At 65.7% G+C, this 22,170-nt stretch carries 18 protein-coding genes; 8 read left to right on the top strand and 10 right to left on the bottom strand.

The features are described 5' to 3' along the window. Window positions 1–15 precede the first annotated feature (15 nt). The 7 genes from EV147_RS15675 to EV147_RS15645 all read left to right on the top strand — a co-directional run bounded on the left by EV147_RS15675 (window position 16) and on the right by EV147_RS15645 (window position 7,890). Window positions 16–1,221, top strand: a complete 1,206-nt coding sequence (locus EV147_RS15675) for a D-alanyl-D-alanine carboxypeptidase family protein (protein ID WP_130392133.1) — start codon at window positions 16–18, stop codon at window positions 1,219–1,221. A 25-nt stretch (window positions 1,222–1,246) separates the two neighbouring features. Continuing rightward, a complete protein-coding gene (locus EV147_RS15670; RefSeq protein WP_130392132.1) occupies window positions 1,247–1,555 on the top strand; it encodes an HP0495 family protein in 309 nt (102 codons plus the stop codon). Between the two features lie 4 nt (window positions 1,556–1,559). Further along, a complete protein-coding gene (locus EV147_RS15665; RefSeq protein ID WP_130392131.1) occupies window positions 1,560–2,753 on the top strand; it encodes a class I SAM-dependent rRNA methyltransferase in 1,194 nt (397 codons plus the stop codon). Window positions 2,754–2,984: 231 nt separating this feature from the next. Next, complete coding sequence (locus EV147_RS15660) at window positions 2,985–4,979, top strand: phospholipase D-like domain-containing protein (RefSeq protein WP_130392130.1); 1,995 nt, start codon at window positions 2,985–2,987, stop codon at window positions 4,977–4,979. Between the two features lie 3 nt (window positions 4,980–4,982). After that, entirely contained in the window at window positions 4,983–6,275 is a 1,293-nt protein-coding gene (locus EV147_RS15655; RefSeq protein WP_130392129.1) for an SEL1-like repeat protein, read from the top strand. Between the two features lie 113 nt (window positions 6,276–6,388). Continuing rightward, on the top strand, window positions 6,389–7,366 hold the full coding sequence (locus tag EV147_RS15650; RefSeq protein WP_130392128.1) for an NAD(P)H-dependent flavin oxidoreductase: 978 nt from the start codon (window positions 6,389–6,391) through the stop codon (window positions 7,364–7,366). Window positions 7,367–7,395: 29 nt separating this feature from the next. Then, window positions 7,396–7,890, top strand: a complete 495-nt coding sequence (locus tag EV147_RS15645; RefSeq protein ID WP_407923240.1) for a YbaN family protein — start codon at window positions 7,396–7,398, stop codon at window positions 7,888–7,890. On the opposite strand, the gene EV147_RS15640 is transcribed toward EV147_RS15645, so the two are convergent. From EV147_RS15640 to EV147_RS15610, 7 genes are all read right to left on the bottom strand, one after another. Further along, the gene (locus tag EV147_RS15640; protein ID WP_198680262.1) at window positions 7,881–9,131 is read right to left on the bottom strand and encodes a phenylacetate--CoA ligase family protein; all 1,251 of its coding nucleotides are present in this window, start codon (window positions 9,129–9,131) and stop codon (window positions 7,881–7,883) included. The genes EV147_RS15645 and EV147_RS15640 overlap by 10 nt on opposite strands. A gap of 50 nt (window positions 9,132–9,181) precedes the next feature. Next, a complete protein-coding gene (locus EV147_RS15635; protein WP_130392126.1) occupies window positions 9,182–9,997 on the bottom strand; it encodes an ABC transporter ATP-binding protein in 816 nt (271 codons plus the stop codon). Between the two features lie 64 nt (window positions 9,998–10,061). Then, window positions 10,062–11,399, bottom strand: a complete 1,338-nt coding sequence (locus tag EV147_RS15630) for an ABC transporter substrate-binding protein (protein WP_130392125.1) — start codon at window positions 11,397–11,399, stop codon at window positions 10,062–10,064. A 75-nt stretch (window positions 11,400–11,474) separates the two neighbouring features. Then, entirely contained in the window at window positions 11,475–12,551 is a 1,077-nt protein-coding gene (locus EV147_RS15625) for a branched-chain amino acid ABC transporter permease (RefSeq protein WP_130392124.1), read from the bottom strand. A 12-nt stretch (window positions 12,552–12,563) separates the two neighbouring features. Continuing rightward, window positions 12,564–13,478: a branched-chain amino acid ABC transporter permease gene (locus EV147_RS15620; protein ID WP_130392123.1), complete on the bottom strand. Its 915-nt coding sequence runs from the start codon at window positions 13,476–13,478 to the stop codon at window positions 12,564–12,566. Between the two features lie 31 nt (window positions 13,479–13,509). Further along, on the bottom strand, window positions 13,510–14,460 hold the full coding sequence (locus EV147_RS15615; protein WP_130392122.1) for an ABC transporter ATP-binding protein: 951 nt from the start codon (window positions 14,458–14,460) through the stop codon (window positions 13,510–13,512). 17 nt (window positions 14,461–14,477) lie between these two features. Next, a complete protein-coding gene (locus EV147_RS15610) occupies window positions 14,478–16,442 on the bottom strand; it encodes an AMP-dependent synthetase/ligase (RefSeq protein ID WP_130392121.1) in 1,965 nt (654 codons plus the stop codon). Window positions 16,443–16,638: 196 nt separating this feature from the next. Here EV147_RS15610 and EV147_RS15605 point away from each other — a divergent pair, with 196 nt between their 5' ends. Then, window positions 16,639–17,319: a Crp/Fnr family transcriptional regulator gene (locus tag EV147_RS15605; RefSeq protein WP_130392120.1), complete on the top strand. Its 681-nt coding sequence runs from the start codon at window positions 16,639–16,641 to the stop codon at window positions 17,317–17,319. Window positions 17,320–17,396: 77 nt separating this feature from the next. Here the strand turns inward: EV147_RS15605 and EV147_RS15600 are convergent, their stop codons facing one another. The 3 genes from EV147_RS15600 to icmF all read right to left on the bottom strand — a co-directional run bounded on the left by EV147_RS15600 (window position 17,397) and on the right by icmF (window position 22,135). Next, a complete protein-coding gene (locus EV147_RS15600) occupies window positions 17,397–18,251 on the bottom strand; it encodes a 3-hydroxybutyryl-CoA dehydrogenase (protein ID WP_130392119.1) in 855 nt (284 codons plus the stop codon). 50 nt (window positions 18,252–18,301) lie between these two features. Further along, window positions 18,302–18,739: an HIT family protein gene (locus tag EV147_RS15595; protein ID WP_130392118.1), complete on the bottom strand. Its 438-nt coding sequence runs from the start codon at window positions 18,737–18,739 to the stop codon at window positions 18,302–18,304. A 108-nt stretch (window positions 18,740–18,847) separates the two neighbouring features. Then, window positions 18,848–22,135: a fused isobutyryl-CoA mutase/GTPase IcmF gene (icmF, locus tag EV147_RS15590; protein ID WP_130392117.1), complete on the bottom strand. Its 3,288-nt coding sequence runs from the start codon at window positions 22,133–22,135 to the stop codon at window positions 18,848–18,850. Between the last annotated feature and the right edge of the window lie 35 nt (window positions 22,136–22,170).

Genomic DNA, 22,170 nt, shown 5'->3' with positions numbered 1-22,170 from the left:
GTTGGATATCCGCACATGCTGAACAGAGCCACGCCGCACTTCGCATCCGCCCTCGCCCCGGTCGCCGTTGCCGCGACCCTCGCCGCCGCGCTTGCCGCCGCCCCCGCCGCCGTCCTGGCGCAGGGCGTGCCGATGCCGCAGGTGGCCGCCAAGTCCTGGATGCTGTTCGACGTGACCAGTGGCCAGGCCCTGGCATCGCAGAACGCCGACCTGCGCATCGAGCCCGCGTCGCTGACCAAGATCATGACCGCCTACCTGGCGTTCGAGGCGCTCAAGGAAAAGCGCCTGACGCTGGACCAGATCGTCACCCCCACCGACATCGTGCGGAAGGTGAAAAGCGATGAATCGCGCATGTTCATCGAGGCCGGCAAGCCGGTCAGCGTGCAGGACCTGCTGATGGGCCTGATCGTCCAGTCCGGCAACGACGCCGCGCTGGCGCTGGCCGAGGCCGTGGGCGGCTCCGAGGAAGGCTTCGTGGCGATGATGAACCGCGAGGCCCAGCGCATGGGCATGAAGAACACGCACTTCACGAACACCGACGGCGTGCCCGACCCGGACCACTACACCACGGCGGTGGACCTGGCCACGCTGACCACGCGCCTGATCAAGGACTTCCCCGAGTACTACACGATGTACTCGCAGAAGGAGTTCACCTATAACAAGATCAAGCAGCCCAACCGCAACCGCCTGCTGTACATCGATCCGACCGTCGACGGCGTGAAGACCGGCCACACCAAATCCGCCGGCTACTGCCTGATCTCGTCGGCCCAGCGCCCGCTGGCCAACGTGCCCAACGGCCAGCGCCGCCTGGTGTCGATCATGATCGGCACCGCGTCGGACCAGGTGCGCACGCAGGAAAGCCTGAAGGTGCTGAACTACGGCTTCCAGTTCTTCGACACGCTGCGCCTGTACGACAAGGGCCAGGTCCTGGCCACGCCCGATATTTACAAGGGCAAGTCGGGCACGATCAAGATCGGCGTGTCGAACGAGACGTTCGTCACGGTGCCCAAGGGCACGGGCGGCCGCCTGAAGCCGGTGCTGGAGCGCCAGGAACTGCTGATCGCGCCGATCACGGCCGGCCAGCAGGTGGGGACGGTCAAGCTGATGGACGGCAACAACAAGGTGGGCGAGTTCCCGGTGGTGGCGCTGGAGGAAGTGCCGGAAGCCGGCTTCTTCGGCCGCCTGTGGGATACGATCCGCCTCTGGTTCAAGCGCAAGTAATTAGACAGATCCGAGAAGGTTGGCAATGACGACAGATCCGAAGAACGGTCCGCTGATTCCGGGCGACATCCCGCCCGAGCAGTCGCTGATCGAATACCCGAGCGATTTCCCGATCAAGGTCATGGGCGCGATGCAGGACGGCTTTGCCGAGGCCATCGTGACGCTGATCCAGGAATTCGACCCGAACTTCCACGCCGGCAAGATGGAGATGCGTCCGTCGCGCAACGGCAACTACCTGGGCCTGACCGTGACCGTGTGGGTCACCAGCCGCGAGCAGCTCGACGAGCTGTACCGCACGCTGACGGCCCATCCGATGGTCAAGGTGGTGCTGTAAGCGCATGAACGTCATCACCCTGAAGCCGGGCAAGGAAAAATCCCTGCTGCGCCGCCATCCGTGGGTCTACGCCACGGGCATCGCCGCGACCGAGGGCCGCTGCGAGGCGGGCTCGACCGTGGTCATCCGCGCCGCCGACGGCCGCTTCCTGGCGCGCGGCGCCTATAGCCCCGAATCGCAGATCCGCGCCCGCGTGTGGACATTCGACGAGAACGAACCCGTGGACCACGCGCTGTTCAAGCGCCGCGTGGCCGCCGCCGTGGCGCACCGCCGGCAATGGGTGCGCGACACCAGCGCCGTGCGGCTGATCTTCGGCGAGGCCGACCGTATTCCCGGCCTCGTGGTCGATTACTACGGCGAAGGCGAACGCGGCCAGCTGGTCTGCCAGTTCAACTCGGCCGGCGTGGAGCAGTGGAAGGATGCCCTGGTGCAGGCGCTGGTCAAGGAGACCGGCTGCCCGAACGTCTACGAGCGGTCCGACGCGGCCGTACGCCAGCGCGAGGGCCTGGAACTGGTGACCGGCGTGCTGGCCGGTGCCGAACCCGATCCGGAACTGTCGGTGACCGAACACGGCGTGAAGTACTACGTGGACGTGCGCAACGGCCACAAGACCGGCTTCTACGTCGACCAGCGCGACAACCGCAAGCTCGTGGGCGACCTGGCCCAGGGCCGCGAGGTGCTGAACTGCTTCTGCTACACCGGCGGCTTTTCGCTGGCCGCGCTGCGGGGCGGCGCCGCCTCGGTGACATCGATCGACTCGTCCGGCGACGCTCTCAAGATCGCCGCGAACAATGTGGCGCTGAACGGCTTCGACGCCGGCCGCGCCACCTGGCTCGACGCCGACGTGTTCAAGATGCTGCGCGAGTTCCGCGCCGAAGGCCGCCAGTTCGACCTGATCGTGCTGGACCCGCCCAAGTTCGCGCCGTCGGCCGCCCATATCGACCGCGCCGCACGCGCCTACAAGGAGATCAACCTGGTCGGCATGCAGCTGCTGCGCCCGGGCGGCCTGCTGTTCACGTACTCGTGCTCGGGCGCGATCGGCATGGAGCTGTTCCACAAGATCGTGGCCGGCGCCGCCACCGACGCCCGCGCCGACGCCCGCATCCTGCGCCGGCTGTCGGCCGGCACGGACCACCCGATGTCGGCGGCCTTCCCGGAAGGCGAATACCTCAAGGGCCTGCTGCTGGAGAAGGTCTGACCGGCGCTGTCCGAAAATGCCTTGGAACTGTCTTCTGGTGGTCATATTGACCGCCTAAGATTCGTCTCACGGTAAGGCATTGGCAGGTGTCTGACCGTCTCTTCTTATCAGTCTTCGTGGTAATGGCCCCGCTCTCACGAGCGGGGCGTTTTTTTGGTACGGCTTGCGCGGCGGCAAATCGCCCGCCATGGCTTCGGGGTAGCGTGCGACATTGTCAGCCGTACCGCTTCCATGAGACGCCTGCCCGAACCCATCACTGCGCCAATTGCCCTGGCGCACACCACATCCGTCACCACCACCCTGCCGTGGTTCGTGCAGCGCGCCATGTATTATCCGGAGCCATGCACGTTCACTCCGCTGGTCAACGGCGAAGAAGCGTTCCGGGACGTCCATGACGCCATCGCGGGCGCCCGCCATAGCGTGGATATCATCTGCTGGGGCTTCCAGCCGTCGATGTTCTTCCGGCGCGGCCAGGACGGCCACGGCACGGAATGCATCGGCGAACTGCTGGAGACAGTGGGCAAGCGGGGTGTCAAGGTGCGGGTACTGTGCTGGGGCGGGGCGGTGCTGGGCCTGCCCGGTATAGCCTCGCTGGCCGGCCCTGAACCCAACATGCCGGGGCGGATCACCGCCTACATGCGAACCCGCCCCGATCCCCGCAGGAATCCCGACGAGTTCGACCGCTACTGGTACTGGTGCGCCTCCAAGCGGGATCCCAGGCAGTTGACACTGCGCAACCTCATCATGCAGCCGTCGGTAGTGCTTTCGGCTATCCCGTCGGTCTGGCAGCTCGCGGCGTTGCGCAATGTCGACTTCATGACGCGGGACTTCCCCTTCGACGATCGCCTTGAAATCAGCTTCCGGACGGCGTTCTTCGGCAAGGACGAACGGCGCACGGCCGGCACCCGCGCAAAAGGCGGGCTTGCGATGGGCGCGGCAGCCCCCTCCCACCACCAGAAGATGGTGCTTGTGGACTACGAACAGCCCGAGTGCGCGGTGGGCTACGTCATGGGCCACAACATGCTCGACGCCTACTGGGACACCGACCATCACAGCGCGGTCACCCGGACCGGGCATCAGGGGCGCAACGGTCCCACGCCGCGACAGGACATCTCCAGCCGCGTGACCGGTCCCATCCTGAAATGCCTCAACCATGTGTTTTGCGAATCGTGGGACAGGGAAACGGACGAGGGTCTCGGTGATCGCCGCAAGTCCGCCGCGGCCCTCCACAAGTGCCGAGAAGGGCACGGCGCAAAGGTCATGGCACAAGTGCTGCGGACCCATTCGCAGAGCGGCTGGCGGCGTAAGGACGGCGCTTTCGAACCCGTCCAGCACACTGACATCCTGGCCATGTACCTACAGGCGGTCAACAACGTGTCGAGCTTCGTCTATATCGAGAACCAGTACTTCCGCTACCCCCCGGTCGCCGACCAGATCAAGGAGGCGGTCGTGGCCCAACTCAAGGGCGGCCGCGACCCCGGCGAGCATGGCTCCCTCCACCTGTTCGTGGTGACGAATTCCACTGACGAAGGCATGGGCGACGGCACGGTCAACACCTATCGGATGCTCGACGCGCTCGGTCGGGCCGACACCATCCCCGGCGTGGCCGCGCTGGAGCGTCAGGACGACCTCGAAGCGCTCTACGCCGCTGCGCTCAAGCACGAGGAGCGCGCGCGCAGGAGGTTGTATGACGCGGAGCGGATGCGGGGGTTCGACGACACGGCCGGCGCCCGCCAGGCGCAGGCCGAGGGGGAATACCTGCTGGAACAGGCAGAGCGCAGGAAGGCCGAAATCAAGCAGCAGATGAACGAACCGCAGGTCATCGCACCCGTAGACATCCCGGGCCTCAAGGTCCACGTCTGCACGCTGGTGGCGCCCGACTCTCTGCCCGGTAAATGGATCGACGTCTATATCCACTCGAAACTGATGATCGTCGACGACGTGTTCATGACGCTGGGTTCGGCCAACATCAACACCCGCAGCATGGAGGGCGACACCGAACTGAACATCTGCCATGAGAATGCGGCCGTGACGCAGCCTTTGCGGCGGCGGCTTTGGGATATTCATACAGGGGGGCGGGGTGGGCAGGAGAAGGTGGGAGAGGCTTTTAGAGAATGGACGAAGCTCATCAAGAAGAACAAGGACCGAAAGTTGAGTGGCGAAGGACCCGCGGCGTCCCTGATCGAGTTCTATCGCGACGACCCAAAACGAACCTACTGGGACTAAGCCATGCGCACTCTGATTCCAACTCTGCTCCTCGCCTTCACATTGACCGCCTGCTCCAAGGAGTCCAAACCCTTGTACAACGTTCCCGATATTCCGGGCCTCCGTGCCAACCTTGCCTTCACTTGCGCACAGGAAGCCGACCGACTGCCACCACTCGACCCGGAGGCTGACGAACTGTTTCGGTATGGCCGCTACCTGCAGCTGCGGCCCGGTCCGAAGGAGTTCGACGACGTGGCGCGCTACTACCGCATCGCAGCCGCGCATGGCCATTACAAGGCCAACACGAATCTGCAACTACTGATCTCGCAAGGTTTTGCCTGGTCGCCATTCCGTGTCCGGGAAAGCATCGACCTCGCCAGCCAGTTGATCGATGCCGGCGTGCCGTCTGGCTACTACGACATTGGCTTCTACTTGAATCGTGGCTTTGGTCTGAAACAAAACCGGGAAATGGCGCTGCGCTACTTCCGAAAAGCCGCTGATCTGGGCAATCCGGCGGCACAGTTTTATGTGGCAGAGCATCTGCGACCAATGGACAAGGCACCCGACATTGCCATCCAGATGTTCCAATGCGCCGCAGACCAAGGGCATGGCAAGGCAGCGGACACATTGGGGATCATCTTCGACGGTCGCGAGCAATATGCCGCTGCGCTTCCCCCGTACCAGAAGGCAGTACAAGCCGGTCTCTATGCCTCGGCCCATATGCTCGCACAAGCCTTCGACAATCCGTCAACTGACAGCTTGTACTACCTCGCACTCACCCCCGATCCCGAGCGCGTGCGCCGCTACAAGGAGATCGACAAGTTCCTCAACCGCTGGGAATACCACAACCCCAAAATCCCCGATCTCGACCAGATCGTCCCACTGCCCCCCGCCCCGCTGCCGGAATGGGACGGTACCTTCCAGTGGAAGCGGGAACGGGATGCCGCCGGGCCGCCGCCCCAGCCCTCCGACGCACTCATCCGGCGTCTGGCGCAGGCCAAGAAGCTCGATCCCGCCACGGGCTTGCCGCTCGACCTGATGCCGGAGCCCAAGGCCACGCTGAAAACGCTGCCGCCGCTCGGGACGCTGGTCAACTCCGGGGAGCCCTGTCCACAAAACGGGGTGTGGTGTGTCCCGAACGGATTGGGCCTCGACCCCGATTTCAGGAAACAGCATTTCACCGAGGGAACGACCATGCCCCGGCTGATCTACGTGAATCCGCGGCGTTACATGTGGCTCGACCGCTGGCTTGGCTACCGTTACGTCAGCGCCGCGATGACTTGGGAGTTGGTGGCCTATCGCGACCGGCCGGCGTGAAGCCGGCGTGGCCTAGACCCCTGCCTCTACCGCCCGCCACGCCACCCGAAACTCCCTATAATCGAACGATCGTTCAGTTCATCGCCAGCCGAACCATCATTCGAGGAGACTTCATGCCCGGCGCCAAACATATTCCCGCTGCATTGCAGAACCTGGCCCTGCCCGTCATCGCATCGCCGATGTTCATCGTCAGCTACCCGGAGCTGGTGCTGGCGCAGTGCAAGGCCGGCATCGTCGGCTCGTTCCCGGCGCTCAATGCCCGCCCTGCCGAACTGCTGGGCGAGTGGCTGACGCAGATCGAGGCCGGGCTGGCGGAGTTCCGGGCGGCTAACCCCGGCAAGCCGGTGGGTCCGGTGGCCGTGAACCAGATCGTCCATGCCTCGAACGCGCGGCTGGAGCAGGACGTGCGGGTCTGCGTGGAGCACAAGGTGCCGGTTTTCATCACGTCGCTGCGCGCGCCGGTCAAGGAGATGATCGACGCGGTGCACAGCTACGGCGGCATCGTGCTGCATGACGTGATCAACATCCGCCATGCCGAGAAGGCCATCGAGGCCGGCGTGGACGGGCTGATCCTGGTGGCAGCCGGCGCGGGCGGGCACGCCGGCACGCTGTCGCCGTTCGCGCTGGTTGGCGAGGTGCGCAAGATTTTCGACGGCCCGATCGCGCTGTCCGGCTCGATCGCCACGGGCGACGCCGTGCTGGCCGCGCAGGCCATGGGCGCCGATTTCGCCTATGTGGGCACGCGCTTCATCGCGTCGCAGGAGGGGCATGCCAGCGCCGAATACAAGCAGTCGATCATCGGCTCGGCGGCATCGGACATCGTCTACACGAACCTGTTCACGGGCGTGCACGGCAACTACATCCGCGAGAGCATCGTGAATTCGGGGCTGGACCCGGAAAACCTGCCCGTGGCCGACAAGACCAAGATGGACTTTTCGAGCGGCGCCTCGAAGGCCAAGGCGTGGAAGGACATCTGGGGCGCCGGCCAGGGCGTGGGCCAGATCGAAGACATTCCCACCGCCGGGGAGATCGTGGCGCGCATGAAGGCCGAGTACGATGCGGCGCGCGCCCGGCTCGGGCTGGTAGCATAAGGGCCTTCAGCGCCCCGCTTGTCCGACCGTTGCCAGCCCAAGACCCCGACCAACCGATCGACCCCGCCGACCTGCCCGGTACGCTGACGCACCGCGAGCGCGTGATCCGCGCGTTCTGGGTCACGCTCGGCGCGCTCAGCCTCGTGCTCGGCTTCATCGGCATTTTCCTGCCGTTGCTGCCGACCACGCCGTTCGTGCTGCTGGCGGCGGCCTGCTTCGCGCGGGGTTCCGAGAAATTCCACCACTGGCTGGTCACGCATGAGCGCTTCGGGCCGCTGGTGCGCGACTGGCAGGCGCATCGCAGCATTCCGCTGCGGGCCAAGTGCCTGGCGCTGTCGATGATGTGGCTGTCGATGGGCACCACGGCCTGGCTGCTGCGGGCGCGGCCCGTATCGTCGCTGACGCTGCTGGCCATCGGGGCCGCCGTGACCGTCTGGATGGTCAGGCTGCCCACGCGGCCGCGCGGCGGGTATCCGCAACCGGATACCCATGCTGGCGCCGGCGACCAGTCGTCTCAGTCGTAGCGGCGCGCGTCCTCGATCGTCCTGCCGTCCTGCGGCAGCGCGCCTTCCGCCACGAACTTCACCTCGCCGCGCAACCGCAGGACTTCCCGCATCGATTCGGCCACGGCACGGGCCAGCGCGTCGTCGCAGCGCGTGGCGTCGCAATGGAGCGTCATCGTATCGGCGCCCACCGTGCCGGTCACCACCAGCCGCGCGGCGCGGATCTCGGGGTGGCGCCGGATCACATCGGCCACCTGCCCGGGGTGCACGAACATGCCCTTGACCTTCGTGGTCTGGTCGGCGCGGCCCAGCCATCCCTTGAGGCGGATATTGGTGCGCCCGCAGGGACTGGCCTTGGTCCAGGAATCGGTGACGATGGCCGACAGGTCGCCCGTGCCGAAGCGGATCAGCGGATAGTCGCCATTGCCGAGCACCGTGACCACCACCTCGCCCACTTCACCCTCCGGCATCGGCTGCGTGCCGCCCGGCTCGACAATCTCCACGAGCACGCCTTCGTCGACCACCCAGCCGTCGCCGCCCTCGGTTTCGTAGGCGATCAGGCCCACGTCGGCCGTACCGTACATCTGCCGCGCCGTGACGCCGTGATCGCGCAGCCAGCCGCGCAGCGCCGGCGGGCAGGCCTCGCCCGAGACCAGCGCCTTCGAGAGGCTGCCGCACGGCTGCCCCATCTCCTGGCCGCGTTCGATCAGCAATTTCAGGAACGACGGCGTGCCCGCATAGGCAGACGGCTGCAGGCTCGCCAGCGCCTGCACCTGCGATTCGGTCTGGCCCACGCCGGCCGGAAACACGCAGCAGCCCAGCCGGTGCGCGCCGGTTTCCATCATCATGCCGGCCGGCGTGAAGTGATACGAAAACGTGTTGTAGACCAGTTCGCCGGCGCGGAATCCCGCCGCGAACATGGCGCGGGCCGTGCGCCACCAGTCGGCGGCGTGGCCGTCCGGCTCGTGGATCGGCCCCGGCGACTGGAAGATATGCCGCAGGCCGCCCACCGGCGTGGCGTTGAGCCCGCCCAGCGGCGGCGCCCCGCGTTGCCGCGCGGTCAGTTCGGATTTGCGCGTAACCGGCAAGCCAGCCAGCGCCGCGCGCGAGGTGATGTCGCGGGCGTCGACATCGCACAGGATCTCGGCGAAATACGGTGCGTGCGACTGGGCATGCGCCACCTGCCGCGCCACGGCCGCGAGCAGCGCCGCCTCGCGTTCGGCAGGCGCGCGGGTTTCCAGCGAATCGAAATAGTCACCCATGATGGAAGCCATCCCAGGAAAACGGAATTTGGACGAAATATGATGCGAGGTCAGGCCAGCCAGCGCTTGCGGCGGCGATAGCTCTTGACGTCGCGGAACGATTTGCGCGCGCTGCCTTCGGCATCGTTGGCGGCCACGCCGAGGTAGAACTCCTTGACGTCCTCGTTGGTGCGCAGCGATTCGGCATCGCCGTCCATCACCACGCGGCCGTTCTCCAGGATGTAGCCGTAGTCGGCATGGCGCAGCGCCACCATCGTGTTCTGCTCGGCCAGCAGGAAGCTGACCCGCTCGCGCGTGTTCAGGTCGCGCACGATTTCGAAGATTTCCTCGACGATCTGCGGCGCCAGGCCCATCGACGGCTCGTCGAGCAGGATCATCGACGGCTTGGCCATCATTGCGCGGCCGATGGCGCACATCTGCTGTTCGCCGCCCGACGTGTAGCCGGCCTGCGACTTGCGCCGCGTCTTCAGGCGCGGAAAGTAGCCGTAGATCTTCTCCAGCTCGTCGCGCGTCTCGCCGCGCGAGAGGCCGCGCGTGTAGGCCCCGGTCAGCAGGTTCTCCTCGATGCTGAGGTGGGCGAAGCAGTGCCGGCCCTCCATCACCTGGATCACGCCGCGCTTGACGAGGTCGTTGGGCGTGAGCTGGTCCACGCGCTGGCCCTTGTACTCGATCGAGCCCTTGGTCACATCGCCGCGCTCGGCGTGCAGCAGGTTCGAGATCGCCTTGAGCGTGGTGGTCTTGCCCGCCCCATTGGCGCCCAGCAGCGCCACGATACGGCCCTCGGGCACATCGAGCGACACACCCTTGAGCACCAGGATCACGTGGTCGTAGATGACTTCGATGTTGTTGACGGAGAGGAGGGTCATGGTTCTTGTCCCGATGCGTGTGTTTGCTCCCCTCTCCCGCACGCGGGAGAGGGGAATCCAAGCCTCAGCCCTTCACACAAGCCGGCGTAATCCCCTTCTCCTTCGCGTACTGCGCGGCGTTGGCCTTGAACAGCGGGTGGATCAGGCTCTTGTTGCCTTCGATCCAGTCCGAGACCACCACCCACTTGGTGCCGTCCCACTGCTGGATCTTCACCTTGCCCGAGCCCTCGTGGTTGTCGCAGCTGGTCTTGATCTCGGGCAGCAGGCCCGTGGCGCCGAGTTGCTGCAGCCGCGCGTTGGTCACGTTCAGGTTTTCGAAGGCCCAGCGCATCTGGTCGCCGGTCATCACCTTGCCCTTGCCGAACTTGTCCTGGGCCACACGGATCGCTTCCACGGTCACCACGGCCGCCGACACGCCGCGGTTGTAGAGAATCGAGCCCACCTTGTTCTTGTCCTGCATGTTGCCCTTGCCGGCGGCATACACCACCTTCTCGATATCGGCGATCAACGGCACGTTCTTGCCGGCCACGTTCCAGGTGGCGCTCATGTAGCCCTTGGCGGCGTCGCCGGCCGGCACGGTGTCTTCCTCGGAACCGGCCCACCACGAGCCGATCATCTTGTCGCGCGGATAGCCCACCTTCTGCGCGGCCTTCAGCGCGGTCTGGTTCATCACGCCCCAGCCCCAGAACACCACATAGTCAGGATTCTCCTGCCGGATCTTGAGCCACTGCGCGCCCTGCTCGTTGCCGGGGTGCGCCACCGGAATCTCGACGAGGTTGAACTTGTTCAGGCGCGCCTCGGCCTGCATGGCAACGATCGGCTCCTTGCCATACGCCGAGTCGTGATAGAGATAGACGATCTTCTTGCCGGCCAGCGAGCCGCCGCTCTTCGACGCCAGGAACTTGACGATGGCCGACGCCTGCATCTGGTACGTGGTCACCAGCGGGAACGCGTACGGGAAGACCGAGCCGTCCACGGCGTCGGTGCGGCCGTAGCCCATCATCACGAGCGGCACCTTGTCGGCCGAGGTCTTGTCGACCAGCGCGTACGAGATGCCGGTGGACATCGTGTGGTACGCCGTGCCCTTGCTGGTGGGGTTCTTGGCCTTGAGGCGCTCGTAGCACTCCACGCCCTTGGCGTTGTTGTACTCGGTCTCGCACTCTTCCCACGACAGCTTCACGCCGTTGACCCCGTTGTCCTTAAGGTTGACGTAGTTGAGGTAGTCGACGAAGCCGCCGTAGAACGACTGGCCGTTGGCGCCATACGGCCCCACGCGGTAGCTGGGCAGCGCCACGAACTGGTCGTTGGCCTGGGCCATGGCTGGCAGCGACGGCGCCAGCAGGGCAGCCGCGACGCTGACCACCAGGGCGGCGCGCTGCACGTTACGGAATACGGTTGTCATGACAGTCTCCTTCACCTCGGTCGGGTGTAGTTATCGGTGCGACGTTGAATCGATGACGGCAAATTAAAGAAACGGCTAGTGGGGGAACGGCCAGAGCCGCAGCTTCTCCTTGGCGATCTGCCACAGGCGCGCCAGCCCGTGCGGCTCCACGATCAGGAAGAAGATGATCAGCCCGCCGAACACCATGAGCTGGATGTGCGACACCGTGGCGTTCGTGAACGGCAGGTGCAGCAGCGCCGCCAGCCCGGGCAGCGTGTTGTCGAGGAAGATCGGCAGCAGCAGGATGAATGCGGCGCCCAGGAACGACCCCAGGATGCTGCCCACGCCGCCGATGATGATCATGAACAGGATGCGGAACGACAGGTCCAGCGAGAAGCCGTCCGGCTCCACCGAACCCAGGTAGCAGAACGCGTAGAGCGCACCCGCCACGCCGCAGTAGAAGGAGCTGACCGCGAACGCCAGCAGCTTGGTGCGCATCAGCGGGATGCCGATGACCTCGGCGGCCACGTCCATGTCGCGCACGGCCATCCAGGCCCGGCCCGTGGCGGAACGCACGAGGTTCTTGGCCAGCAGCGCCAGCACCGTCACCACGCCGAGCACGAACAGGTACTTCTTCACCGGCGTGTCGATGGCGATGCCGAACAGGTCGAGCCGCTGCGCCGTGATCACGCCCGACGAGCTGTTGTTCGAGAACCAGGGGAACTTGGTCAGCGCCCAGACCACGAAGAACTGCGCCGCCAGCGTGGCCACGGCGAGGTAGAAGCCCTTGATGCGCAGCGACGGCAGCCCGAACGCCACCCCCACCAGCGCCGCCGACAGCCCGGCCAGGATAAAGGTCAGCAGCACCGGGATGCCCTCGATCCGCAGCTGGAAGTTGTAGGCCGCGTAGGCGCCCACGGCCATGAAGGCCGCCGTGCCGAGCGAGAGCTGCCCGGCGTAGCCCGTCAGGATGTTCAGGCCGAGCGCCGCCAGCGAGAAGATCAGGAACGGGATCAGGATCGCGCTGAGCCAGTATTCGCTGCCCGTGAACGGGACGACGACGAACGCCACCGCCATCAGCAAAACAAAGAAAATACGATCTTGCCGGATCGGGAAGATCTGGCTGTCGGCAACGTAGCTGGTCTTGAACTGGCCGGATTCGCGGTAGAGCATCGTGGTCCTCCGTCAGACGCGGTCGATATGTTTCTCTCCGAACAGCCCCTCGGGCCGGACGAGCAGAAACAGCAGCGCAAACACATAAGGGAACCAGCCCTCGATGCCCCCGAAGTTCCCGCCGAACATCGACTGGAACACGGGCGGGATGTAGATCTCGGCCAGCTTCTCCGACGCGCCAATGATCAGCCCGCCGACGATGGCGCCCGGTACCGACGTGAAGCCGCCCAGGATCAGCACGGGCAGCGCCTTCAGCGCCGTCAGCGTCAGGGCGAACTGCACGCCGTTGCGCGAGCCCCAGAGCATGCCCGCCACCAGCGCCACGAAGCCGGCCACGCCCCAGACGATGGCCCAGATGTTCTGCAGCGGAATGCCCAGCGACAGCGCCGCCTGGTGGTCGTCGGCCACGGCGCGCAGCGCGCGGCCCACCTTGGTGTACTGGAAGAACAGCGCCAGCGCGGCCACCAGCACGGCGGCGATCCCCGCGGCAGCGAGGTCGAACTTCGAGATGACGATGTTGAACTGCGTCAGGATCGATTCGATCGGCTCGTCGACGATGCCCAGCTGGATCGGCCGCACCTCGTTGCCGAACAGCAGCGGTCCCAGCCCTTCCAGGAAGAAGGACAGCCCGATGGTGGCCATGAACAACGTGATCGGCGGCTGGTTGACCAGCTTGCGCAGCACGAAGCGCTCGGTGGTCATGCCAACGATGATCATCACGACGAACGCGCCGATCACGGCCGCCCACATCGGCATGCCCTTGTCCATCAGCCCCACCACGGCCAGCGCGGCGAAGTACACCATCGCGCCCTGCGCGAAGTTGAATACGCCGGACGCCTTGTAGATCAGCACGAAGCCCAGCGCCACGAGCGAATACATCAGCCCGGAGAGCAGCCCGCCGATCAGGATCTCGAAGAAGAACGTCATCGTAATTTCCTGAGTTTTGCCAGCGCCGCGCTCAATGCGACGTGCCGAGGTAGGCCCGGATCACGTCGGGATTCGACTTGACCTCTTCGGGCGTGCCATCGCCAATCTTCTTGCCGTAGTCCAGCACGACCACGCGGTCCGAGATGTCCATGACCACGCCCATGTCGTGCTCGATCAGCACGATGGTGGTGCCGAACTGCTGGTTCACGTCGAGGATGAAGCGGCACATGTCCTGCTTCTCTTCCACGTTCATGCCGGCCATCGGCTCGTCGAGCAGCAGCATCGACGGCTCGGCCGCCAGCGCGCGCGCCAGTTCCACGCGCTTTTGCAGGCCGTAGGGCAGCCGCCCGACCGGCGTCTTGCGAATCGCCTGGATCTCCAGGAAGTCGATCACTTCCTCGACGCGGCGGCGGTGCTGCATTTCCTCGGCACGCGCCGGCCCCCACCACAGCGCGTGCGCGAACACGCCCGTGCGGAACTGCGTGTTGCGGCCGGTCATGATGTTGTCGAGCACGGTCATGCCCTTGAACAGCGCGATGTTCTGGAACGTGCGGGCGATGCCCTGCCGCGCGGCGGCCGTGGGGTGCATCTGGCGCCGCTCCTGGCCCCGGAACACGATGCGGCCCTGCTGCGGGTGGTACACGCCGTTGATCACGTTCAGCATCGAACTCTTGCCCGCCCCGTTCGGGCCGATGATGGCGCGGATCTCGTGCTCGCAGACGTCGAACGAGATATCGGTCAGCGCCTTCACGCCGCCGAACGACAGCGAGATGTTCTGCAGGTCCAGGATCACGTCGCCGCGCGTGTGCGTGCCGACCGTGGTCTCGGGGCGATGGGCGTCGCCGGTGCGCGCGTGATCGGCATGGCCGGCGTCGCCATGGCCTGCGTGCCCGGGCGCCCCGATCGTGCCGGGCGCCACGGCCGAGCCGGTCGCGTCTACCCGGGCCATCGGGCCCTGCCATGCGGTGCGGGTTGCGGTCATGCTTTCCCCTCGTTCGATCACGCGGCGCGCGCCCCGCCCACGGGCGGGAAGCGGCGCGCATCCATCAGCTTCAGCGTGGCCGAGACACTGCCTTCGCGGCCATCCTCGAACTTCACGCGCGTTTCAATGAACTGCTCGGACTTGCCGGCGTAGAGCGCCTCCACCAGCGCGCCATATTTCTCGGCGATGAAGCCGCGCCGCACCTTGCGGGTGCGCGTCAGCTCGTCGTCGTCGGGGTCCAGTTCCTTGTGCAGCACCAGGAAGCGCGCCACCTGCGAGCCGGCCAGCATGGCGTCGTTCGCCAGGTCGGCGTTCACCTGCTCCACGCATTCGGCGATCATCGCCAGCACGTCGGGCTGCCCCGCCAGGTCCACGTAGCCCGCGTACGGCAGGTGCCGGCGCTCGGCCCAGTTGCCCACCGCATCGAAATCGATATTGATGAACGCGCAGACCCGGTCGCGGTCGGTACCGAAGGCCACGGCCTCCTTGATGTATGGGAAGAACTTGAGCTTGTTCTCGATGTACTTGGGCGCGAACATCGAGCCATCGGCCAGCTTGCCCACGTCCTTGGCGCGGTCGATGATCTTCAGGTGGCCGTCGGCATCGATCACGCCGGCATCGCCGGTCATGAAGTAGCCCTCGTCGTTGATGGCCTCGCGCGTGGCGTCGTCACGCTTGTAGTAGGACTTCAGCAGCCCCACGCCGCGCACCAGCACCTCGCCGTTGTCGGCGATGCGGATCTCCATGCCCGGCGCCGCCGGCCCCACCGAATCGAACTTCACGTTGCCGTCCGGCTGCAGGCAGACATAGGCGCAGGTTTCGGTCTGGCCGTAGAACTGCTTCAGGTTGATGCCGATCGAGCGGTAGAAGCGGAACAGGTCCGGCCCGATGGCCTCGCCGGCGGTGTAGCCCACGCGGATGCGGCTCATGCCGAGCACGTTGCGCAGCGGGCCGTACACCGCAATTTCGCCAATTCCGTAGCGCAGGCGGTCCAGCATCGACACCGGGCGCTTGTCGAGGATGTCGGCGCCGCAGCGGCGCGCCACGTCCATCGCCCAGTGGAACAGCTTGCGCTTGAGCCAGCCCGCGTCCTCCATGCGGATCATGACTTGCGTCAGCAACCCTTCGTAGATGCGCGGCGGCGCGAAGTAGTAGCTGGGGCCGATCTCGCGCAGATCGGTCATCACCGTTTCACGAGATTCCGGGCAGTTCACCGTGAAGCCGGCCACCATGGCCTGCGCGTACGAGAACAGGTTGTCGCCTACCCACGCCATCGGCAGGTACGACAGCACATCGTCAGCGGGGCCGAGTCCGTCGAACTGGCAGCCGTTGCGCGCCGCGCCGATCAACCCGGCGTGCGAATGGCAGACGCCCTTCGGCTTGCCCGTGGTGCCCGAGGTATAGAGGATGATCGCGGTGTCGCCGGGCGCGCCCTGCGCCACAGCGGCATCGTAAAAACCTGGATTTGCCTGATCGAACTCGCGCCCGATCTCCTGCACGCGCTCATAGGAAAGCAGCGAGGGATGGTCGTAGTCGCGCAGGCCGCGCGGATCTTCGTAGATCACGTAACGCACCGCCCGGCCACGCGAGGCCAGTTGCGGCTCGACTTCGAGCAGCTTGTCCACCTGCTCCTGATCCTCGACGATGGCGAATTCGATCTCGGCATCGTCGAGCACGTAGACCATCTCGTTGGCGATGGCGTCCTGGTAGAGCGGCACGGGCACGCCGCCCAGCGCCTGCGCGGCGGTCATGGCCCAGTACAGGCGCGGGCGGTTGTCGCCCACCACGGCCAGGTTCATGCCCCGGCCAAAGCCGAGCGCCGCCAGCCCGCACGCCAGCGCGCGCACCTGCTGCGCCGCCTGGGCCCAGCTGTAGGTCTGCCAGATACCGAGATCCTTCTCACGATGGGCCGGATGGTCGGGCCGCTGCGAGGCATGCGCCTGCAGCCATCGCGGGAAGGTCGTTGCCGACGATTCCTGCATCGCTGTCTCCTCTCCCCCGCGGATGGCGTAGGTGCCATGCCGGGTATCAAGCCGCCTGACCGGTCGCTATACTGGGCGTTTTCGCGTCGTTGCCGCATCGCGGCACGCCGGTTCCGTGTGATCGTAAGATAGCCGATGCCATCTGACCGGGTTGTCGCGCCGGCGACAATTCCGGGTTAATCCCTACGGGAGCCCGATGCCTGCCGCCTCATCCCACGACTTCATCGACCGCTGCGCCTGGGCCGTCGATCTCAGCCCCGAGCAGCGCGAACGCGTCAAACGCGTGACTACGGTGCGCGAGTACGCACAAGGCGACTACGTCTGTCACAAGGGTGAAATGGCCGAGCACTGGCTCGGCGTGGTCGAAGGCATCGTCAAGATCACCACGGTATCGCCCTCGGGCAAGTCAGTCACCTTCACGGGCGTGCCCACCGGCGGCTGGTTCGGCGAGGGCGCCGTGCTCAAGTCCGAGATCCGCAAGTACGACGTGATGGCCCTGCGCCGCTCGCGCATCGCCTTCGTGCCGCGCGACACTTTTCAGTGGTTGCTGGATACCAGCCTGCCCTTCACCCGCTTCCTGCTGATGCAGTTCAACGAGCGGCTCGGACAATTCATTGCGGCGGTGGAATACGAACGCCTGCTTGATATCGATTCCCGCGTGGCGCGCGCGGTGTCATCGCTGTTCAATGAACACCTGTATCCGGGACTGGGCAATACGATCGAGATCTCGCAGGAAGAGATCGGCCTGCTGGCGGGGATTTCGCGGCAACGCGCGAACCAGGCGCTGAAGGTGCTGGAGCAGCAGGGGCTGGTGCGGGTGGACTACGGGGTGATCGAGGTGCTCGATCTGGAGGGGTTGCGCCAGTATGGGGAGTGATGCGTTTTTCCTCCTGCCGGTTTGCTTCCCTCTCCCGCGCGCGGGAGAGGGAAGCTTGGCCGATGGGAGTTGAAGCCTTACTTGCTATAAACGTACACCCCCCGCCCAGTCTTCCGTCCCAGATACCCGGCCGCCACCATCTCGCGCATCAGCATGGCCGGGCGGTATTTCGGATCGGCGAACTCGGTGTAGAGCACTTCCATCACCGCCAGCATCGTATCCAGGCCAATCATGTCGGCCAGCGCCAGCGGGCCGATCGGGTGGTTGCAGCCGAGCTTCATCCCTTCGTCGATCTCCTCGGGCGATGCCAGGCCCTCGCCCAGCACGCAGAACGCCTCGTTGATCATCGGGCAGAGGATGCGGTTGACCACGAATCCGGGGCTGTTCTTCACGGTAATCGGGTACTTGCCGAGCTGTTTGGCCAGCGCCTCCACATCGGCGTGCGCGGCGTCGCTGGTTTGCAGGCCGCGGATCAATTCCACCAGCGCCATCATCGGCACCGGGTTGAAGAAGTGCATGCCGATGAAGCGGTCGGCGCGTTGCGTCACGGCGGCCAGCTTCGTGATCGAGATCGACGAGGTGTTCGACGCGATGATCACGTCCGGGCCCACGATGCCGTCGATCTGCTTCAGGATCTTGACCTTGAGGTCGTAGTTCTCGGTGGCGGCCTCGATCACGATGTCCGTGCGCTTCAGGTCCTCGTACAACGTGCTGCCCTGGATGCGCGCCAGCGCGGCGGCCTTGTCGGCCTCGGTCGCCTTTTCCTTCTTGATCAGCCGGTCCAGGCTGCCCGCCACCGTGGCGATGCCCTTCTGCACGGCGGCGTCGCTGATGTCGACCATCACCACGTCGAGGCCCGCCACCGCGCACGCCTGAGCAATACCGTTGCCCATCGTGCCGGCACCCACGATGCCTACTGTCCTGATTGCCATGTCTCGCTTCCTTCGGTTGTTTCAGTGATTTCGTAATGGGTTGATTCGGGTCAGGCGCCCTGTTTCGCCAGCGTGGCCGCCAGGCGCTCGGCGTGGGCCCTGAGCACTTCCATGCTCTGCTGCTCGCGGGCGTGGCCACGCAGCGCCTGGTCCGCGTAGCGCGGCACGATGTGGAAGTGCACGTGCGGCACGGTCTGGCCGGCGGCGGCGCCGTTGAACTGGCTGATCACCACGCCATCGGGGCCGAACGTCTCGCGCACGCCGCGCGCCACGATCTGCGTGGCGCGAATGGCGGCGGCGGCAGCCTGCCCGGACAGGCCGAACAGGTCGACGGCCGGCTCCTTCGGCACCACCAGCGTGTGGCCGTCAGATTGCGGCATGATGTCCAGGAACGCGATGGTGTCGGCGTCCTCGTAGACCTTGAAGCAGGGAAGTTCGCCGCGCAGGATGCGGGCAAAGATGTTGTGGCTGTCGTACTCGGCTTGCATGGCGATTTGGCGGTTTTACGATGATGTGGCACGCGTGCGGAAACGCTGAGTGTAGCCCCAGCGCCCCGCCGCGTGAACCACCCGCACCGGCTATCGCGCTCCTTCCGGCTACATATTGCGCCGATACTGCCCGCCCACCTCGAACAGCGCATGCGTGATCTGCCCCAGCGAGCACACGCGTACCGCGTCCATCAGCACAGCGAATACATTGCCGTTGTCGATCACCGTCTGGCGCAGCCGGTCGAGCATCGCCGATGCATCGGACGAATGGCTGCCCTGGAATTCCGCCAGGCGGATCAGTTGGCTCTGCTTCTCGTCGTCGCTGGACCGGGCCAGTTCCAGCGTCTGTGGCGTGGGATCACCGTTCGGATTGCGGAACGTATTCACGCCGATGATCGGCAGCGTGCCGTCATGCTTGAGTTGCTCGTAGTACAGCGATTCCTCCTGGATCTTGCCGCGCTGGTAGCCGGTCTCCATGGCCCCGAGCACGCCGCCGCGCTCGGCAATGCGCTCGAACTCCTGGAGCACCGCTTCCTCCACCAGATCGGTCAGTTCCTCGATCAGGAAGCTGCCCTGGTTCGGGTTCTCGCACTTGGCAACGCCCCACTCGCGGTTGATGATCAGCTGGATTGCCAGCGCCCGGCGCACCGACTCCGCCGTGGGCGTGGTGATCGCCTCGTCATAGGCGTTCGTGTGCAGCGAGTTGCAGTTGTCGTAGATGGCGATCAGCGCCTGCAGCGTGGTGCGGATATCGTTGAAGTCGATCTCCTGCGCGTGCAGCGAGCGGCCCGAGGTCTGGATGTGGTACTTGAGCTTCTGGCTGCGCTCGTTGGCGCCATACTTGTCGCGCATCGTCACGGCCCAGATGCGGCGCGCCACGCGTCCCAGCACGCTGTACTCGGGGTCCATGCCGTTCGAGAAGAAGAACGACAGGTTAGGCGCGAAATCGTCGATATGCATGCCGCGCGCCAGATACGCCTCCACATACGTGAAGCCGTTGGCCAGCGTGAAGGCGAGTTGCGAGACGGGGTTCGCGCCGGCCTCGGCGATGTGGTAGCCCGAGATCGACACCGAGTAGAAGTTGCGCACCTGATGGTGCACGAAATACTCCTGGATATCGCCCATCACCTTCAGCGAGAACTCGGTCGAGAAAATGCACGTGTTCTGGCCCTGGTCTTCCTTGAGGATGTCGGCCTGCACCGTGCCGCGCACGTTCTGCAGCACCCACGCCCGGATCTTGGCTTCCTCGTCGGCGGTCGGCTCGCGGCCGTTGTCGGATCGGAATTTCTCCAGTTTCTGGTCGATGGCGGTGTTCATGAACATGGCCAGGATGGTCGGCGCCGGGCCGTTGATCGTCATCGACACCGACGTGCCGGGGCTCGTCAGGTCGAAGCCGTCATAAAGCACCTTCATGTCGTCGAGCGTGGCGATCGACACGCCCGAGTTGCCCACCTTGCCGTAGATGTCGGGCCGCTCGTGCGGATCTTCGCCGTACAGCGTGACCGAGTCGAACGCCGTGGAGAGCCGCTTGGCGTCCATGCCTTCCGAGACCAGCTTGAAGCGCCGGTTGGTGCGGAACGCGTCGCCCTCGCCCGCGAACATGCGCGTGGGGTCTTCGCCCTCCCGCTTGAACGCAAACACGCCGGCCGTGTACGGGAAGCTGCCCGGCACGTTCTCGCGCATCAGCCATTTCAGGATTTCGCCATCGTCCTCGAAGCGCGGCAGCACCACCTTGCGCACTTTGGTGCCCGACAGCGTCGTGGTGATCAGCCCGGTGCGGATCTCCTTGTCTCGAATTTTTACGACGTACTCGTCACCGCCATAGGCGTCCTGCATCTGCGGCCACATGGCAAGGAGCTTGCGCTCGACCGCCCCCAGCGCCGCATCGCGCTCACCTGCCAACGCTTCGAGCGCCGGGCCGTCGGCATCGCTGTTCGCCGATTTCAGCATGTCCCGGGCCGCGCGCAGTTGCTGGCGCTCGCGCGCCGTGCGGCTCTGCGCCGCCACGCGGCGATGGTAGCCGCGCACGGTATCGGCCAGTTCCGCCAGATAGCGGCCGCGTGCCGGCGGCACGATCACGTTCTGGCCGGTGGAGATGCGGCCCGCCAGCTTCGGCAACACACCCGGCTTGAAGTCCAGTCCGCGCGCGGCCAATGCCTCGGCCAGGCCGTGGTAGAGCATGGTCACCCCGTCGTCGTTGAAGCGCGACGCCTGCGTGCCATAGACCGGCATGTCCTCGGCCTTGCCGTGCCACTGCTCGCGGTTGCGCTGCACCTGCTTGGCCACGTCGCGCCACGCGTCCTGCGCCCCCTTGCGGTCGAACTTGTTGATGGCGACGAAATCGGCGAAGTCGAGCATGTCGATCTTCTCCAGCTGGCTGGCCGCCCCGAACTCGGGCGTCATCACGTACAGCGAGAGATCCACGTGCGGCACGATGGCCGCGTCGCCCTGCCCGATGCCGGACGTTTCCACGATCACCAGGTCGAACGATGCCGCCTTGCACGCCGCGATGACGTCGGGCAGCGCCTGCGAGATCTCCGAGCCCGCCTCGCGCGTGGCCAGCGAGCGCATGAAGATCTGCGGGTGGTTGATCGCGTTCATGCGGATGCGGTCGCCCAGCAGCGCCCCGCCCGACTTGCGCCGCGAGGGGTCGATCGAGATCACGGCCACCGACAGCGCGTCCTGCTGGTCGAGCCGGAAGCGGCGGATCAGCTCGTCGGTCAGCGACGACTTGCCGGCGCCCCCCGTGCCCGTGATGCCGAGCACCGGCGTGGCGGCCGCCTGCGCGCGCTCGTGCAGCGCGCTGACCAGCGCCGGGTCGGCCTGGCCGTTCTCCAGTGCGGTGATCAGTTGCGCCAGCGCGCGGCGGTCGCCGGCGGCCACGGCATCGAGCGTGGTCGGGGCGTAGCGCGTCAGGTCGATGTCGCAACGCTGCACCATGTCGGCAATCATGCCCATCAGGCCGAGCCGCTGGCCGTCCTCGGGGCTGTAGATGCGCGCCACGCCGTACGCCTGGAGTTCGCGGATCTCGTCGGGCACGATCACGCCGCCGCCGCCGCCGAACACCTGGATGTGCTCGCCGCCCTGCTCGCGCAGCAGATCGATCATGTACTTGAAATATTCGACGTGGCCGCCCTGGTAGCTGGAGATGGCAATCCCCTGCACGTCTTCCTGCAGCGCCGCGGTGACCACCTCGTGCACGGACCGGTTGTGGCCCAGGTGGATGACCTCGCAGCCATGGGACTGGAGGATGCGCCGCATGATGTTGATCGACGCGTCGTGGCCGTCAAACAACGACGCCGCCGTGACAAAGCGCACCTTGTTGGCCGGGCCGCTGCCTGCGGACGTCTTCGGACTGACCGGCGCGGGCCGGCTTACATCGGAAAGATCAGTCATTTGTCTCCACCGCTCTGTTTAGTGGCTGGCTGCTC

The organism is Cupriavidus agavae (assembly GCF_004217045.1).
Classification (GTDB): domain Bacteria; phylum Pseudomonadota; class Gammaproteobacteria; order Burkholderiales; family Burkholderiaceae; genus Cupriavidus; species Cupriavidus agavae.
This window is presented reverse-complemented; position numbering and strand designations above follow the sequence as displayed.

Coding starts and splice junctions, on each gene's coding strand:
- EV147_RS15675 (WP_130392133.1), top strand. CDS start 16: ATGCTGAACAGAGCCACGCCGCACTTCGCATCCGCCCTCGCCCCGGTC.
- EV147_RS15670 (WP_130392132.1), top strand. CDS start 1,247: ATGACGACAGATCCGAAGAACGGTCCGCTGATTCCGGGCGACATCCCG.
- EV147_RS15665 (WP_130392131.1), top strand. CDS start 1,560: ATGAACGTCATCACCCTGAAGCCGGGCAAGGAAAAATCCCTGCTGCGC.
- EV147_RS15660 (WP_130392130.1), top strand. CDS start 2,985: ATGAGACGCCTGCCCGAACCCATCACTGCGCCAATTGCCCTGGCGCAC.
- EV147_RS15655 (WP_130392129.1), top strand. CDS start 4,983: ATGCGCACTCTGATTCCAACTCTGCTCCTCGCCTTCACATTGACCGCC.
- EV147_RS15650 (WP_130392128.1), top strand. CDS start 6,389: ATGCCCGGCGCCAAACATATTCCCGCTGCATTGCAGAACCTGGCCCTG.
- EV147_RS15640 (WP_198680262.1), bottom strand. CDS start 9,131: ATGGGTGACTATTTCGATTCGCTGGAAACCCGCGCGCCTGCCGAACGC.
- EV147_RS15635 (WP_130392126.1), bottom strand. CDS start 9,997: ATGACCCTCCTCTCCGTCAACAACATCGAAGTCATCTACGACCACGTG.
- EV147_RS15630 (WP_130392125.1), bottom strand. CDS start 11,399: ATGACAACCGTATTCCGTAACGTGCAGCGCGCCGCCCTGGTGGTCAGC.
- EV147_RS15625 (WP_130392124.1), bottom strand. CDS start 12,551: ATGCTCTACCGCGAATCCGGCCAGTTCAAGACCAGCTACGTTGCCGAC.
- EV147_RS15620 (WP_130392123.1), bottom strand. CDS start 13,478: ATGACGTTCTTCTTCGAGATCCTGATCGGCGGGCTGCTCTCCGGGCTG.
- EV147_RS15615 (WP_130392122.1), bottom strand. CDS start 14,460: ATGACCGCAACCCGCACCGCATGGCAGGGCCCGATGGCCCGGGTAGAC.
- EV147_RS15610 (WP_130392121.1), bottom strand. CDS start 16,442: ATGCAGGAATCGTCGGCAACGACCTTCCCGCGATGGCTGCAGGCGCAT.
- EV147_RS15605 (WP_130392120.1), top strand. CDS start 16,639: ATGCCTGCCGCCTCATCCCACGACTTCATCGACCGCTGCGCCTGGGCC.
- EV147_RS15600 (WP_130392119.1), bottom strand. CDS start 18,251: ATGGCAATCAGGACAGTAGGCATCGTGGGTGCCGGCACGATGGGCAAC.
- EV147_RS15595 (WP_130392118.1), bottom strand. CDS start 18,739: ATGCAAGCCGAGTACGACAGCCACAACATCTTTGCCCGCATCCTGCGC.
- icmF (WP_130392117.1), bottom strand. CDS start 22,135: ATGACTGATCTTTCCGATGTAAGCCGGCCCGCGCCGGTCAGTCCGAAG.